Raw genomic sequence first — 15196 nt, 5'->3', positions numbered from 1 at the left:
TTCATTTGGGAGGGTCGTTGTCCGTTTCGTCCTCGTCGTCGCGGCCCGGAATGACATAGGCGCCCTTGAGCCAGCGGTTGAGGTCGATGTCCTTGCAGCGCACGGAGCAGAACGGGTAGGTCTCGCGCGCCGACGGCTTGCCGCATTCGGGGCAGGGCCGCTTGGGGCGCAGCGGCGTGACCTTGTCGTCCGCACCCGAGTTCATGGCCGAACTGACTGCCAGTTGGCATGCACCTTGAAGCCCTCGCCGGCCAGCAGCGCCACCGTCTCATAGAGCGGCAGGCCGACGACGTTGGTGTAGGAGCCGACAAGCTTGACGACGAAGGCGCCGGCCAGACCCTGGACGGCATAGCCGCCGGCCTTGCCGCGCCATTCTCCCGAGGCGACATAGGCGTCGATCTCGGCGCGCGGCAGCCTCTTGAATCGCACCCTGGTCTCGACTAGCCGCTGGCGCAGCTTGCCGCTCGGCGTAACCAGGCAGATGCCGGAATAGACCCGGTGCGAACGGCCGGATAGCAGTCCGAGGCAATTGACGACGTCGTCGAACGTTTCGGCCTTGGGCAGGATGCGCCGGCCGACGGCGACCACCGTGTCGGCGGCCAGCACGAAGCTCGGTGCATAATCCTCTTCCGTCTGCAGCGAGGCCAGCGCCTTTTCGGCCTTTTCCTTCGACAGGCGCTTGGCCAGCGAGCGTGGATGCTCGGCGCGCAGCGGCGTTTCGTCGACGCCGGCCGGCAGCACGCGGTCCGGCTCGATGCCGGCCTGCTGCAGCAGCTCGATTCGGCGCGGCGAACCCGAGGCAAGCACGAGCTTCTGCAAAATGCTCATCGCGATCCCGGCCGAGCTCTGACGATCTTACTTGAAACGGTAGGTGATGCGGCCCTTGGTCAGGTCGTAGGGTGTCATCTCGACAAGGACCTTGTCGCCGGTCAGCACGCGGATGCGGTTCTTGCGCATGCGGCCGGCGGTGTGGGCGATGATTTCGTGTTCGTTTTCAAGCTTCACCCTGAACATCGCATTGGGCAATAATTCCGTGACGACACCCGGAAACTCGAGGACTTCTTCCTTCGGCATTCGATACCTTTGCTTGGATGGATTCCCAGCGCCTAGAGCATGATGCCGAAAAGTGTGAAGCGGTTTTCGGACGACATCATGCTCTACGTCTTGGATTTAGAGGCGGATTCAGATTTCAGGTCGAACAGACCTGAAATCATCCGACTCTAGCCGGAATTTGGGCGGAACCTATATGATAATCGTGCGCTTGTGAACATGCTTAAATCAGCCCGGTTTCTCTGCTTCCGACGCCAGAAAACGGCGGCCGATCCGCGCCCTCAGCCGTTCGCGCACCTCGCGATAGGCGGCCATGATCTGCTCGCGCGTGCCGCCGACGCCAGTCGGGTCCGGCATCGGCCAATATTCGACGTCGACGGCAAGCGAGCGGGTAAGCTCGAGCGCGGTGTGATGGGCTTCCGGCGACAGCGTGATGATCAGGTCGAAATAGTCGTCCTCGAGATCGTCCAGTGTCCTCGGGTGCCGGTCGCCGAGCGAAAGCCCGTCCTCGGCCAGCACGGCGTCGACGAACGGGTCGCGTTCGCCGCCGCGCACCCCGGCCGACGCGACGAAGGTGGTGGCCGGAAGCACCTGACGCGCCAGCAGTTCGGCCATCGGCGAGCGCACGGCGTTCATGGCGCAGACGAACAGGATCGAGCGGGGCAGGATCGAGTGGGGCAGAGGGACTGACAGTTCAGCCTCGCCAGTGCAGTACGCAGACCAGCGTGAACAGCCGGCGCGCCGTGTCGAAATCGATATCGATCTTGCCGGCCAGCCGGTCCATCAGTGTCTGCGAGCCCTCATTGTGCAGGCCGCGCCGGCCCATGTCGATCGCCTCGATCTGGCTGGGCGTCGAGGTGCGGATGGCATCGTAATAGCTTTCGCAGATCATGTAATAGTCCTTGACGATGCGCCTGAGCGGCGTCAGCGACAGGATGTGGGTGACGACCGCCGCGCCATCCTCGCGCGTCACCGCGAAGACCAGGCGGGATTCGGCCAGCGACAGTTTTAGCCGGTAGGGCCCGGCGCCGTCGTCATTGACCGGCTGGAAGCTGTTTTCCTCGATCAGGTCGAAGATCGCCACCGCCCGCTCATGCTCGACGTCGGGCGTCGAACGGCCGATCGATTCGTCGAGTTCGACATCGATCAGCCTGGCACGGGTTCGATCGTAGTCCGCCATGTCAGCTACATATTCAGCCGGATGGCGACGGAGCGTCCATGCGCGTCGAGGCCTTCCGCTGTGGCCAGCGCGATGGCCGCCGGCGCCAGCGCCCGCAATTGCTCCGGCCCGAGCTTCAGGATCGAGGTGCGCTTGACGAAATCGAGCACCGAAAGCCCGGACGAGAAGCGCGCCGAGCGCGCCGTCGGCAGCACGTGGTTGGAGCCGCCGACATAGTCGCCAATGGCTTCCGGCGTGTGGCGGCCGAGAAAGACGGCGCCGGCATTGCGCATCCGCGCCAGGAAGGCTTCCGGCTCGTCGATGGCAAGCTCGACATGCTCGGCCGCGATGCGGTCGACCAGCAGCAGCGCTGCCTCGATTCGGGGGACGTGGATGACGGCGCCGAAATCGCGCCAGCTCGCCGCCGCCGTCCCGGCGCGCGACAGGTTTTGCAACTGGCGTTCGACCGCCTGTTCGACCGCCGCGCCGAAGACGGGATCGTCGGTGATCAGGATCGACTGCGCCGACACGTCATGCTCAGCCTGGGCAAGCAGGTCGGCGGCGATCCAGTCCGGATCGTTGCTGCCGTCGGCCACGACAAGCACTTCCGATGGCCCGGCGATCATGTCGATGCCGACCGTGCCGAACACCTGGCGCTTGGCCGCCGCGACATAGGCATTGCCGGGGCCGACGATCTTGGCGACCGGCTTTATCGTTTCGGTGCCATAGGCAAGCGCTGCGATCGCCTGCGCGCCGCCGACGCGGTAGATCTCGGTTATGCCGGTCAGGTCCGCCGCCACCAGCACCAGCGGATTGATGATGCCGCCGGGCGCCGGCACCGCCATGACGACGCGCTCGACGCCGGCGACCTTGGCCGGCACGGCGCTCATCAGCACCGAGCTTGGGTAGCTCGCCGTACCGCCCGGCACATAGAGCCCGACCGCCTCGATCGCGGTCCAGCGCGAGCCGAGCTCGACGCCGACAGCGTCGGTATAGCGGTCGTCGTTCGGCCGCTGCCGCTCGTGATGCGAACGGATGCGGTCACGGGCGAATTTGAGCGCCTCGATCGTCTGCGGGTCGGCCGCATCGTAGGCCTTGGCGATGTCGTCTTTCGACACGGCAATGCCGAGGCGTTTCAGGTCGGCCTTTTCGAATTTCTGCGTGTAGTCGATGAGCGCCGCGTCGCCCTCGGCGCGGACCCGCGCGATGATCGCGCGCACCACCGCGTCGACGTCCTCCGAGACCTCGCGCTTGGTCAAAAGGAACGCGGCAAACCGCTGCTCGAAATCAGCATCGGACAGACGAAGCGTGATGGCCATCTTGTGTGCTCAGGCTCTGTGGAAGGGGCGCGACGTCGCTTCCCAGGCGCCGCCAGTGTCAGCCAGCCGCGCCTCGATGCACTCGACATCGAGCATGATCGCGCCGCCGCCTGAAAAGATCAGCTCGACAATGCCGGCCGGCTTGTCGAGCGCGACGAAGCTGATCGCCAGCAGAGACAGCACCTCGTCCGGCTTGTCGCGGGCAATGCCGCTGGTCTTGGCGCCCAGCACCCGGTCGAAATGCAGCACGCTTTGCCGCCGTTCATTGTGCTGGCGGAACAGCCCCGATTTCGCCTCCCAGACGAAGCGGTTCATCGTCATCACGAAGCGCTTGACCGCCGGCATATATTCGAGGTCGCCGACCTTGAGCACGGCGTCCTGGACATGGGCCGAGACGATGCTCAGATCCTGATCGTCGAGCGCGACAAGCTTGAGAAGGTTCATGCGGAGTTCGCACCTGCGAAGGTTTACATCGGCTTTCTGTTAGGCGGTCTTGGCGATCCGTGCAACCGCGCCGCGGATCCTGACCAGGGCATCGCATTTGGATTCTTGCGAAGATGGACCCCCACCCTAACCCTCCCCACAAGGGGGAGCGGACGCTGCCGCGCGCCTTTACTTTCCCTTTTGGCGCTGAAAGGCGGGCAATTTGCCGAGGTCAGCGCCAACGGAAGTCTCCCTCCCCCTTGTGGGGAGGGGTTAGGGGTGGGGGTACATCGTAAAGCGAAAGCCTCGGCTTTCCACCTGCAATAGCCTTGGTCCAGACGGAGAGAAGATGCCGAACATGCAAGGAGCAGCGCCGACCTCAGGCCGTTACCTCTACCCCGAAATCCGCTCGATCTCCGCGCCGCAGCCGGACAGCTTTTCTTCCAGCCGCTCAAAACCGCGGTCGAGATGATAGACCCGGTTGACCGTGGTCTCGCCTTCGGCCGCCAGGCCGGCGATGACCAGCGACACCGAAGCGCGAAGATCGGTCGCCATCACCGGGGCGCCCTTCAGCTTCGGCACGCCGTCGACGATCGCCGTCTGGCCGGACAGTGTTATGTGGGCGCCGAGCCGGGCAAGTTCCTGGACGTGCATGAAGCGGTTTTCGAAGATCGTCTCGGTGATGCGCGACTTGCCCTTAGCCATCGTCATCAGGCCCATGAACTGCGCCTGCAGGTCGGTCGGGAATGCCGGGAACGGCGCTGTCGTCACGTCGACCGGCGCAATGCCGGCGCCATTGCGCCTGACACGGATACCGGAATTGGTCTGCGTGATCTCGGCGCCGGTTTGGGAAATCACGTCGAGCGCGGTCTGCAGCAGGTCCGCCCGCGCGCCTTCGAGCAAGACATCGCCGCCGGTCATGGCGACGGCCATCGCATAGGTGCCGGTCTCGATGCGATCGGGTATCACCCGGACGCGCGCGCCCGACAGCGCCTCGACGCCGTCGATGGTGATGGTCGCGGTGCCGGCGCCGGAAATCCTGGCGCCCATGGCGTTGAGGCATTCGGCGAGGTTGACGATCTCGGGCTCGCGGGCGGCGTTTTCGAGCACCGTCTCGCCCTTGGCCAGGGACGCGGCCATCATCAGCACATGGGTGGCGCCGACCGACACTTTCGGGAAGACGTAGCGATTGCCGACAAGACGGCCGTTCCTGGTCTTGGCGATGACATAGCCGGTGTCGACGTCGATATCGGCGCCCAGCGCCTGGAGGCCTTCCAGGAAAAGATCGACCGGCCGCGTGCCGATGGCGCAGCCGCCGGGCAGCGACACCTTGGCCTCGCCCATGCGGGCAAGCAGCGGGCCGATCACCCAGAACGAGGCGCGCATCTTCGACACCAGTTCGTAGGGGGCCGTTGTGTCGACGATGTTGCGGGCGGAGAAAGTGACGGTGCGCGAATAGCCCTCCTGCTGCTTTTCGCGGCGTCCGTTGACCGAGTAGTCGACGCCATGATTGCCGAGGATGCGGATCAACTGCTCGACATCGGCCAGATGCGGCACGTTTTCCAGGGTCAGCGTGTCGTCGGTGAGCAGCGAAGCGATCATCAGCGGCAGCGCGGCGTTCTTCGCGCCCGAGATCGGGATGCTTCCGGCAAGCTTGTTGCCGCCGACAATTCTGATGCGATCCATTTAAAGAGCGTCCCCTCGGCCGAAAGGCCGGTTTAATCGGTTGAGTCTGTTGTGGCCCGTCTAAACCATTGGCCGGCTTGGTTCAAGAAACAGGATTCCCGCCCTGGCCAGCCTGTTGATATCAATCCTTTTGCGTCTCGCGTAAGCCGCCGAGCCCGTCCGGCCGCTTGTCGGTTTCGCCAGCGCGCCGCTTGTCGGCGTCGCCAGTGCGTCGCGAGCGTGACTGCGCCTTGCGCTTCTGCAGATTGGCGCGCAATTGCTCGGCCAGCCGGGTCTGGCGGTCAGCCTTCTTCGGCGGGCTGTCCTTTTTCGATGGCCCGCCCTTGTCAGATGGAGTTGCCTTGTCGTTCATGGTTCCGTCCCGGCTGACCCGCTATTCAGGGATAGCCAACATTGTGGCGCTGCCATGTCCGCAAAAGCCGTCGGAGCGGGCTTTCACAGATGGCTTGCGAATGGCTTGCGCTTGGCCTTGCGCTTGCCGGTTCGATATGGCAGAAGCCCCGCCATCAGCGGCTGCGGTAGCTCAGTGGTAGAGCACTCCCTTGGTAAGGGAGAGGTCGAGAGTTCAATCCTCTCTCGCAGCACCAGTCTATCTCCTTGAAATCGTTGAAGCCATTGACACGCAACGCTTTCTGTCCATTCTGACGTTACAAATGCCGTAACAATCGGATGGAACTGATGACAGGCCGCGTTCGAAATCTCCTTAATCGGGACGGCCGCTATTTTGCACGGCTTGTAGTCCCGAAAGAACTTCGGCCGTATATCGGGAAGACGGAATTGCGAAAGGCGCTCGGTCCCGACTACCGGACAGCCCTGAAGATGCTGCCTGGTGCCGTCGCCGCCCTTCAGCACGAAATTGCACTTGCCGAGCGCCGCGCCGTTGCGGCTGGCGAACAGTCCATCACTGTCGGCCGCTACCCACTTCTTCCACCACAAATAGCCAGCCGAGACTATCAAATGCGACTGGCCGACGATGCGTTGATCCGGGCGCATCATCATCAATATGCGGGCTTTGAGGTCGACTACGAGGGAGCTCGGCTCTTTCGTGACGGCTACTCAGGAAAGCTATCGGATGATGAGCTTGAGCGGCTCGTCGGCGAGCGCCTCGAGGAGTTCAAGTCTCTCGGCAATCACACAGCCACCAAGGGTAGTGTCGAATGGCGCCTGATCGCTCAGGCTCTTTGCGTATCCGCCTATGAGGCCATGTCCCGGCAACATGAACGAAACGACGGTGACTTCAAGGGTGAGCCTTCGCACCCGTTGCTAACGACCGCTCAGCCCGTCGAGGATGACCGCCAGCCGGTTCCGCTCAAGGGTCTGCTTACCGACTACCTGGATGAGCGCGCCGCCGACGGGAAGGGCAGGGAGGCACGCAAGCGCTGGACCCCTGTTTTCGCTAGCCTGTCCAAGTTCATCCGCCATGACGACGCCCGGAAGCTCACCAAACAGAACCTTCTGGATTGGAAAGATGCGAGCCTGAAAACGCTCGCCAGCAAGACCGTCGGTGACGTGTATCTGGCATCCGTGCGCACGGTCTTGAAATGGGCGGTCAACAACGATCGGCTCGAGACCAACGTGGCCGAAAACGTTCGCATCAAGGTTTCGAAAAAGCAGCGTTCGCGCGAACAGGGTTTTACCCTGGACGAGGCGGTTGAGGTTTTGAAAGTCGCTCGCGATCATCAGCCGAAACACTCTGCCAATCCGCAGACGCGGGAAGCACCCGAAACGACTGCTGCGAAACGATGGTCGCCGATCTTGTGCGCCCATACGGGAGCGCGAATTGCCGAGATCACTCAGCTTCGGAAGCAGGACTTTCGCTATGAGAACGATGTGCCGGTAGTTCGCATCCGGCCCGATGCGGGTTCCGTCAAGGCGGGCAATTATCGCGATGTTCCATTGCACCAGCAGTTAATCGACCTGGGCTTTATGGATTTTGTGAATCGCGCGGCAGACGGCCCGCTCTTCTACCCGGCTTCCAAAAAGAAAGACGGGACGCTGCCGGCGCGGACCGTGGCAGGCAGGGTAAGTGACTGGTTGCAGGATAGGGAGGTCATCCCTGAAGGTGTGAGCCCTAGCCATGGTTGGCGCCATCGGTTCAAGACGGTTGGTCGTGAGATCGGCGTTGCTGATCGGACGCTCGACGCGATCCAGGGCCATGCAGGACGAACCTCCGGCGACGACTATGGGGACGTGACGATCGCCGCGAGGGCGTCCGCCATTGCGCGGATGCCGCGGTATGAGTTTTGAGAACTACCTCACACCGAATTGTGTAAGACGGCCGCTGTCCCTCATTTTGTAGCAAGCACGCGACAGAGAACTCGCGCCAGTCGAGGCAATTTCCGCTGCTGCTCATTCAACGACCGTTATCTACCCGGCGCACTAGTCTCTTGATCGGAGTGAGCTTACCCCATAGACCTCGGTTGGGGGACCTCAATTTTGGACAAACGAAGCCTCACCGAACGCGATATCTGCACGAAATACATCCTGCCGGCCGTCAGGCAAGCTGGCTGGGACGAGATGTTGCAGGTTCGGGAGGAGGTCTATTTCACCAAGGGCCGGATCATCGTTCGCGGCAAGCTGGTAACGCGCGGCAAGGCCAAAAAGGCAGACCTCGTTCTTTACTATAAGCCGAATATCCCGATCGCGTTGATTGAGGCCAAGGATAACAATCACAGCGTCGGCGACGGCATGCAGCAGGCCCTCGACTATGCTGCGACGTTGGATATTCCCTTCGTGTTTTCCTCGAACGGCGACGGCTTCGTGTTCCACGACCGCACCGGCCGGAGCGTTCCGATCGAGACGAATCTCGGGCTCGACGCATTCCCGCCGCCGGCCGATCTGTGGGCGCGCTATCGCGCCTGGAAGGGCTTGGACGCCGAGGCCGAACAGATCGTGCTTCAGGACTATTTCGACGACGGAAGCGGCAAGGCCCCGCGCTATTATCAGGTGAACGCAGTCAACGCTGCGATCGAGGTCATCGCCAAGGGGCGCGACCGCGTGCTGCTGGTCATGGCGACCGGCACGGGCAAGACCTACACGGCGTTTCAGATCATCTGGCGCCTGTGGAAGGCCGGCCGCAAGAAGCGCATCCTGTTCCTTGCCGACCGCAACGTTTTGATCGACCAGACGATGGTCAACGACTTCCGCCCGCTCGGCGCGGCGATGGCGAAGCTCTCGACCAACGCCAAGACGATCGAGCGGCAGGACGGAACCACGGTCGATCTGACTTTGGCGCTCGACAGGAAGCGGCGGATCGACACCGCCTTCGAGGTCTATCTCGGGCTTTATCAGGCGATCACCGGCCCGGAGGAGCGCCAGAAGCTCTATCGCGAATTCTCGCCCGGCTTCTTCGACCTGATCGTGATCGACGAATGCCATCGCGGCAGCGCGGCCGACGATTCGGCATGGCGCGAAATCCTGACGCATTTTTCCGGCGCGACGCAGATCGGCCTGACGGCCACGCCTAAGGAAACCGAATACGTCTCTAACACCGACTATTTCGGCGAGCCCGTTTTCACCTATTCGCTGAAGCAGGGCATCAGCGACGGCTTCCTCGCACCTTACAAGGTCATCAAGGTTCACATCGACCGAGACGTGGAAGGCTATCGCCCGGAACTCGGGCAGCTTGACCGTGACGGCAACGAGGTTGAGGACCGCATCTATAACGCCAAGGATTTCGACCGGAATATCGTGCTCGACGACCGCACGGTTCTGACCGCGAAGAAGATCACCGAGTTCCTCAAGGAAAGCGGCGACCGCTTCCAAAAGACCATCGTGTTCTGCGTCGACGAGGAGCACGCGGCGCGGATGCGGAAGGCGCTTGTCAACGAGAACGCCGATCTGGTTGCGGAAAACCAGCGCTATGTCATGCGCATCACCGGCAGCGACAAAGAAGGCCAGGACCAGCTCGGCAACTTCATCGACCCGGAATCGAGATATCCCGTGCTGGTGACGACCTCGCGGCTGCTCTCGACCGGTGTCGATGCGCAGACCTGCCGGCTGATCGTGCTCGATCGCGCGGTCGGCTCGATGACCGAGTTCAAGCAGATCGTGGGGCGCGGCACCCGCGTCCACGAGGACACGAAGAAGTTCTTCTTCACGTTGATCGATTTTCGCGGCGCGACCAGCCATTTCGCCGACCCGGATTTCGATGGCGACCCGGTGCAGATTTGCACGCTCGGAGACGACGATCCGATCACGCCGCCCGACGACGCGCCGGCTACAGGTGACGATGGCGTGCTAGTCACGCCCGAGCCGGGCTCGGACGAAACCATTGTCGATCAGCCGGGTCTGCTGCCGCCCGGGGGGCCAATCCGAAAAATTTATGTCGATGGCATCGGCGCCAGCATCCTGGCAGAGCGCGTTGAATATCTCGACGAGAACGGCAAGCTCGTGACCGAATCACTGCGTGACTTCACCAAAACGGCGCTGAAGAAGCGCTTCGCCAGCCTCGACGATTTCCTCAAGCGATGGAAAGCGACCGAACGCAAGCAGGCGATCATAGAGGAATTGGAGGCCGAGGGCCTGGCGCTCGACGCCGTCGCCGACGAGCTTGGCAAGAACCTCGATCCGTTCGATCTGATCTGCCACGTCGCCTTCGACAAGAAGCCGCTCACCCGTCGTGAGCGGGCCGATAACGTCACTAAGCGCGACGTGTTCACCAAATACGGGCCACAGGCTCGCGCCGTGCTCGACGCGCTGCTGGAAAAGTATCGCGACGAGGGCGTGCTCAATCTCGATGACACCAACGTGCTGAAGGTGACGCCCTTCACTGCAATGGGCAGCGTCGTGCAACTCATTAAGGCGTTCGGCGGCAAGGAGGGTTTCGAGAAGGCCGTCCACGAGATGCAGGACGCGCTCTATCAGGAAACGGCCTGATGCCGCTGAAGATTGGCGACCAAGTCTACGTGCGTCGTTCACTTCTCGGATTGGACGACGACGACATATCGCCCTTCTATCGGACGATGGTCAGGCAGCGACAGGATCGCTCCGTCCAGGTCGATAAGCCGGACGGCGCTCTTTCAGATATGATAGCGACCTCGAAGGTTGCTTTGAATTTTGGTGTATTAATCATCCGCATCGGCGATTTTAACGAGGACGGGCTTCTCGACCCGCTTGCGAAATCGGTCTTGCATTATTGCAGGATGCTGCTGCCGAGTGATTCAGTGCGGCTTATTGAACTCCGCACAGAAGCCGAGCTCGTCACCTTTTGGGGAACACTCCACGGAATGTGCGAACAGGTAGTGCTTGTTGGGCACGGGGACTCAAGTGGCTTTTTATTCGGAGATGAGAATATTGTTCCGGCGCGGCTGGCTGAAATCTTTAACGCTCCAAATCCGACGGCGAAAGAGTTCATCAGCCTGGGTTGCCAGACCGGGAAAGCGGAATTTGGGAAGGTGTTTTCGGCATCGCCCTGCGCATCGGAATTCATTGCTCCGTTCCATTCGGTGCACGGATGCATCGCATCCCTTTTCACGCAAACTTACCTTAACGAACGACTCCTTGCGTCGTTCTCAACCAAAGTCGCTTTTAACCATGCCCGCGATGACCTTCTAGGGGCGGTCAGTTTCAGGCTGTGGCGAAATGGAAATCTTGAAGCGGGTCCCAAGACATGATCGTCCGAACCACCGTCAAATCCATTCAGGACATCATGCGCCAGGACGTCGGCGTGGATGGCGATGCGCAGCGCATCAGCCAGCTCACCTGGCTGTTCTTCCTCAAGATCATCGACGATCAGGATCAGGAACTGGAATTGACCAGGAACGGCTACCGCCCGCCGCTCCCCGAAAGATTCCAGTGGCGCAACTGGGCGGCGGACCCAGAGGGCATCACCGGGCAGGCCCTGCTCGACTTCATCAACGATGAGCTGTTCCCGGCGCTGAAGGGATTGCAGCCTACGGGCAAGCCCGGCGACCGCCGCCGCGTGGTGCGCGATGTGTTCGAGGACGCCTACAACTACATGAAATCCGGGCAGTTGCTGCGGCAGGTGGTCAACAAGATCAATCAGGTCGATTTCAACAATCTAGACGAGCGGCGGCACTTCGGCGAGTTCTACGAGCAGTTGCTCAACGATCTTCAATCGGCCGGCAATGCGGGAGAATATTACACGCCGCGCGCCGTGACCGCCTTCATGGTTGGTCGCATAGACCCGCATCCCGGCGAAATCCTGTTCGATCCCGCCTGCGGCACGGGCGGGTTTCTCACGTGCGCAATCCGCCACATGGAGACAAAGGGCTACGTCCGCACGCCGAAGCAGCGCGAGACGATGCAGGGTGCCCTGCGCGCGGTGGAGAAGAAGCAGCTTCCCCACATGCTCTGCGTCACCAACATGCTGCTGCACGGCATTGAAGACCCCAGTTTCGTGCGCCATGATAACACGCTAGCCCGGCCGCTGATTTCATGGAGCAAGGACGAGCGCGTCGATATCGTCGTCACCAATCCTCCCTTTGGCGGGCGCGAGGAGGACGGCATCGAAAACAACTTTCCGACCTTTCGCACCAAGGAAACGGCCGACCTGTTCCTCGCCCTCATCGTGCGGCTGCTGAAGGCCGACGGCCGCGCCGCCGTCGTGCTGCCCGATGGCTCGCTATTCGGCGAAGGCGTTAAGACGCGGCTGAAGGAACATCTGATGGAGGAGTGCAACCTCCACACTGTCGTCCGCCTGCCAAATTCCGTGTTCAAGCCCTATGCCGCCATTGGCACCAACCTGCTGTTTTTCGAGAAGGGTGCGCCGACGAAGGACATCTGGTTCTACGAGCACCGCGTGCCGGAAGGCCAGAAGGCCTATTCGATGACCAAGCCAATCCGGCTGGAGCATTTCCAGGGCTGCATCGACTGGTGGGGCGGCAAAAATCGGAACGGCCGGGAAGAAACACCGGAGGCCTGGCGCGTCACCGCCGAGGAGGTGAAGGCGCGCGGCTACAATCTTGATTTCAAGAACCCGCACGCTGCGGCCGACGACCATGGCGACCCGGAAGCGCTGCTGGCCGATCTGGCCGCCGCCGACGCCGAGACGGCGGGCTTGCGCGATCAGTTGAAGGTGATCCTCGCCGAGGCGCTCGCCCGATGAACGCTGAACGCCTCTTAGTGCATTATGAACAGATTGCCGACGCACCCGACGCGATTACGAGGCTGCGCCGCTTCATTCTCGAACTGGCGGTGCGCGGCAAGCTCGTGCCACAGAACGCGAGCGACGAACCGGCGTCGGAATTGGTGAAGCGGATCGCGAAGGAGAAGGCGCGACTGGTGAAGGCAGGGGAGATCAGGAAACCGAAGTCGTCCGAACCTATTCGACATGACGAACTTCCTATGCCAACGCCAGAGAGTTGGGCTTGGGCACGGCTCTGCGATATCGGCAAACTGTCCGGTGGCATGACCCCCTCGATGAATCGTTCTGACTTTTGGGACGGCGATATCGTTTGGCTATCGCCCAAGGACATAAAGCTAAATGAGGTCACGGATTCGGAGTTGCGGATTTCAGCGATTGGGCTCGCCGAAACGCGATTAGAGCTCTATCGGCCAGGCTGCCTTTTCATGGTCGCTCGAAGCGGCATCTTGAAGCGAACCTTTCCCGTTTCGATCAATCGGGTTCCCGCCGCTGCAAATCAAGACATGAAAGTGCTTGCCCCCTTTCTAGATGGGCAGGAGCGCTATCTTCAGATTATGTTCCGCGGGCTGACGGACTTCCTTCTTCGGGAATTGGTGAAAACCGGCACGACCGTTCAAAGCTTAAAGTATGCCGAGTTCGAGCAACAACCCTTTCCCCTCCCACCGCTCGCCGAGCAAAACCGCATCGTCGCCAAGGTCGATGAGTTGATGGGTTTGTGCGACCGGCTGGAGGAGGCGCGGGCAGGCCGCGAGGGCGTGCGCGACCGGCTGGCCGCGGCGAGCCTTGCCCGCCTCAACTCGCCTGATCCGGAAACCTTCCAGGCGGACGCCCGCTTTGCCCTCAACGCGCTGCCCGCCCTCACCACGCGCCCGGACCAGATCAGACAGCTACGCCAGACCATCCTCAACCTCGCGATGCGCGGCAAACTGTTGCAGCAGGATGCGAACGACGAGCCGGCCTCGGAACTGCTGAAGCGGATTGCGAAAGAGAAGGCGAAGTTGGTGCAAGAGGGAAAGGCCAAGCGCCAAGACCGACTGCAGGAAGTCGACCTGGATCAAGCGCCCTTCGAACTGCCCTTTGGATGGGCATGGGCGCGCTTTCCTGAGGTTGGCACATTCGGCAGGGGGAAGTCGAAACACCGACCTCGCAATGATCCTGCGCTATTTGACGGCGGCGAGCACCTGATGATCCAGACCGGCGATGTTGCCCGATCGCAAGGCGTCATTGGGACCTATACCAGCAAATACAACGAATTTGGTCTGTCCCAGAGTTTCAAATGGCCAAAGGGAACGCTATGCATCACGATTGCTGCGAATATCGCGGACAGCGGGATATTGAGCTTTGACGCTTGTTTTCCTGACAGCGTCGTCGGGTTCATTCCGGCGTCGATGTTCGAGAACGGCAGATATTTTGAATATTTTGTCCGAACCGCAAAAGCGAACCTTTTGGAATTTGCCCCAGCGACGGCACAGAAGAACATCAACCTCGAAATTCTAACACAGGTTCTCATTCCCCTCCCGCCCCTCGCCGAACAACATCGCATCGTCGCCAAGGTCGATGCGTTGATGGCGCTGTGCGACCGGTTGGAGGCGAGCCTCACCGCGACCGCCGCTACCCGCCGCCGCCTGCTCGACGCGCTGCTGGGAGAGGCCTTGGCGCCGGCCGAGGATCGAGAGCTGGAGGCGGCGGAATGAGCCGCGCACCGGCAAGGCCTGCTGTGGAGCGCCTCGATCCGGAGAAGGTGGCCTATTGGTATTTCCGCTTGAATGGCTTCTTCCAGATCGAGAATTTTGTGGTTCACCCCGAACGGCGCGGCGGTCAGCGGACGGACGCCGATCTGTTGGCGGTTCGATTTCCCTTTCGTGCGGAGCGCTTGTTCGATGATCCGAACGACATTATGGCCGACGACGTGCAGAGCCTCGCGCTATCCGGTGACCTGATCGACGTGGTCATAGCCGAGGTGAAGACAAATCAGCCTTGCACCTTGAATGGCCCATGGACGCGGGAAGACAAGCAGAACGTTCATCGCGTGCTGGCCGCGATCGGGTGCCTGCCGCCTGACCGCATCAAAGCGGCCGCGGCGGACATCCACGGGGCAGGCTTCCACCGTAACGACGCTCCGTTTCGCATCCGACTGGTGGCAGTGGGACGTGACCGAAGCGAGGACCTAGCGGCGGCATATCCTGAGGTGACGCAGTTGATCTGGGCAGAAATGCTGGCGTTTATCTGGGGTCGGTTCCACCGCTATCGGCAGCAGAAAGCGCAGGTGGATCAGTGGGACGCGGAGGGCCACAAGATCAAGCGGCTGGCCTATCACTCCGCTGATTTGCAGGATTTCATTGGACATGCCTTGCACCTCATGGGAGTGCGCAATGGCTAGTCGATGCACTCGCGCAGATGAGGTAACGCCACTTGGAAGCGACGGAGCGAACATCACGGGCTCGCAAATCA

15 protein-coding genes and 1 tRNA gene are annotated in these 15196 nt (G+C 61.5%); 7 read left to right on the top strand and 9 right to left on the bottom strand.

Translation table 11 applies throughout. The features are described from left to right. Position 1: 1 nt before the first annotated feature. From yacG to AC0L2A_RS11415, 9 genes are all read right to left on the bottom strand, one after another. A complete protein-coding gene (gene yacG, locus AC0L2A_RS11455) occupies positions 2-205 on the bottom strand; it encodes a DNA gyrase inhibitor YacG (protein WP_023803280.1) in 204 nt (67 codons plus the stop codon). Beyond that, a complete protein-coding gene (locus AC0L2A_RS11450) occupies positions 202-828 on the bottom strand; it encodes a Maf-like protein (RefSeq protein WP_023803279.1) in 627 nt (208 codons plus the stop codon). Before AC0L2A_RS11450 ends, yacG begins: the two co-directional genes overlap by 4 nt. Before the next feature lie 27 nt (positions 829-855). Then, complete coding sequence (gene infA, locus AC0L2A_RS11445; RefSeq protein WP_006200926.1) at positions 856-1074, bottom strand: translation initiation factor IF-1; 219 nt, start codon at positions 1072-1074, stop codon at positions 856-858. 204 nt (positions 1075-1278) lie between these two features. Further along, positions 1279-1743, bottom strand: a complete 465-nt coding sequence (locus tag AC0L2A_RS11440; RefSeq protein WP_473608891.1) for an arsenate-mycothiol transferase ArsC — start codon at positions 1741-1743, stop codon at positions 1279-1281. 1 nt (position 1744) lies between these two features. After that, on the bottom strand, positions 1745-2230 hold the full coding sequence (locus AC0L2A_RS11435; protein WP_027155503.1) for a UPF0262 family protein: 486 nt from the start codon (positions 2228-2230) through the stop codon (positions 1745-1747). Between the two features lie 5 nt (positions 2231-2235). Beyond that, positions 2236-3528: a histidinol dehydrogenase gene (gene hisD / locus AC0L2A_RS11430; RefSeq protein WP_473608862.1), complete on the bottom strand. Its 1293-nt coding sequence runs from the start codon at positions 3526-3528 to the stop codon at positions 2236-2238. A 9-nt stretch (positions 3529-3537) separates the two neighbouring features. Continuing rightward, entirely contained in the window at positions 3538-3972 is a 435-nt protein-coding gene (locus AC0L2A_RS11425) for a DUF2948 family protein (RefSeq protein ID WP_023803275.1), read from the bottom strand. A 372-nt stretch (positions 3973-4344) separates the two neighbouring features. After that, entirely contained in the window at positions 4345-5637 is a 1293-nt protein-coding gene (gene murA / locus AC0L2A_RS11420) for a UDP-N-acetylglucosamine 1-carboxyvinyltransferase (protein ID WP_473608861.1), read from the bottom strand. Between the two features lie 121 nt (positions 5638-5758). After that, positions 5759-5989 carry a hypothetical protein gene (locus AC0L2A_RS11415; RefSeq protein ID WP_473608859.1) on the bottom strand — a complete coding sequence of 77 codons (231 nt, stop codon included), beginning with the start codon at positions 5987-5989 and terminating at the stop codon, positions 5759-5761. 160 nt (positions 5990-6149) lie between these two features. On the opposite strand from AC0L2A_RS11415, the gene AC0L2A_RS11410 reads away from it, so the two are divergent. The 7 genes from AC0L2A_RS11410 (at position 6150) to AC0L2A_RS11380 (ending at position 15125) form a co-directional block, all read left to right on the top strand. After that, positions 6150-6224: transfer RNA gene (locus AC0L2A_RS11410), tRNA-Thr, on the top strand. 91 nt (positions 6225-6315) lie between these two features. Beyond that, positions 6316-7884 carry a DUF6538 domain-containing protein gene (locus AC0L2A_RS11405; RefSeq protein WP_473608858.1) on the top strand — a complete coding sequence of 523 codons (1569 nt, stop codon included), beginning with the start codon at positions 6316-6318 and terminating at the stop codon, positions 7882-7884. A 189-nt stretch (positions 7885-8073) separates the two neighbouring features. Further along, positions 8074-10515: an EcoAI/FtnUII family type I restriction enzme subunit R gene (gene hsdR, locus AC0L2A_RS11400; protein WP_473608857.1), complete on the top strand. Its 2442-nt coding sequence runs from the start codon at positions 8074-8076 to the stop codon at positions 10513-10515. Continuing rightward, the gene (locus tag AC0L2A_RS11395; protein ID WP_473608855.1) at positions 10515-11252 is read left to right on the top strand and encodes a hypothetical protein; all 738 of its coding nucleotides are present in this window, start codon (positions 10515-10517) and stop codon (positions 11250-11252) included. The genes hsdR and AC0L2A_RS11395 overlap by 1 nt, the downstream gene beginning before the upstream one ends. Further along, positions 11249-12706: a type I restriction-modification system subunit M gene (locus tag AC0L2A_RS11390; protein WP_473608854.1), complete on the top strand. Its 1458-nt coding sequence runs from the start codon at positions 11249-11251 to the stop codon at positions 12704-12706. The genes AC0L2A_RS11395 and AC0L2A_RS11390 overlap by 4 nt, the downstream gene beginning before the upstream one ends. Next, positions 12703-14439: a restriction endonuclease subunit S gene (locus tag AC0L2A_RS11385; RefSeq protein WP_473608853.1), complete on the top strand. Its 1737-nt coding sequence runs from the start codon at positions 12703-12705 to the stop codon at positions 14437-14439. The genes AC0L2A_RS11390 and AC0L2A_RS11385 overlap by 4 nt, the downstream gene beginning before the upstream one ends. Next, entirely contained in the window at positions 14436-15125 is a 690-nt protein-coding gene (locus AC0L2A_RS11380; protein WP_473608852.1) for a hypothetical protein, read from the top strand. Before AC0L2A_RS11385 ends, AC0L2A_RS11380 begins: the two co-directional genes overlap by 4 nt. Positions 15126-15196 lie beyond the last annotated feature (71 nt).

It is taken from the genome of Mesorhizobium sp. WSM4844 (assembly GCF_055811775.1).
Note: the sequence above shows the minus strand (reverse complement) of the source record. Positions and strands in the feature narration are given on the sequence as shown.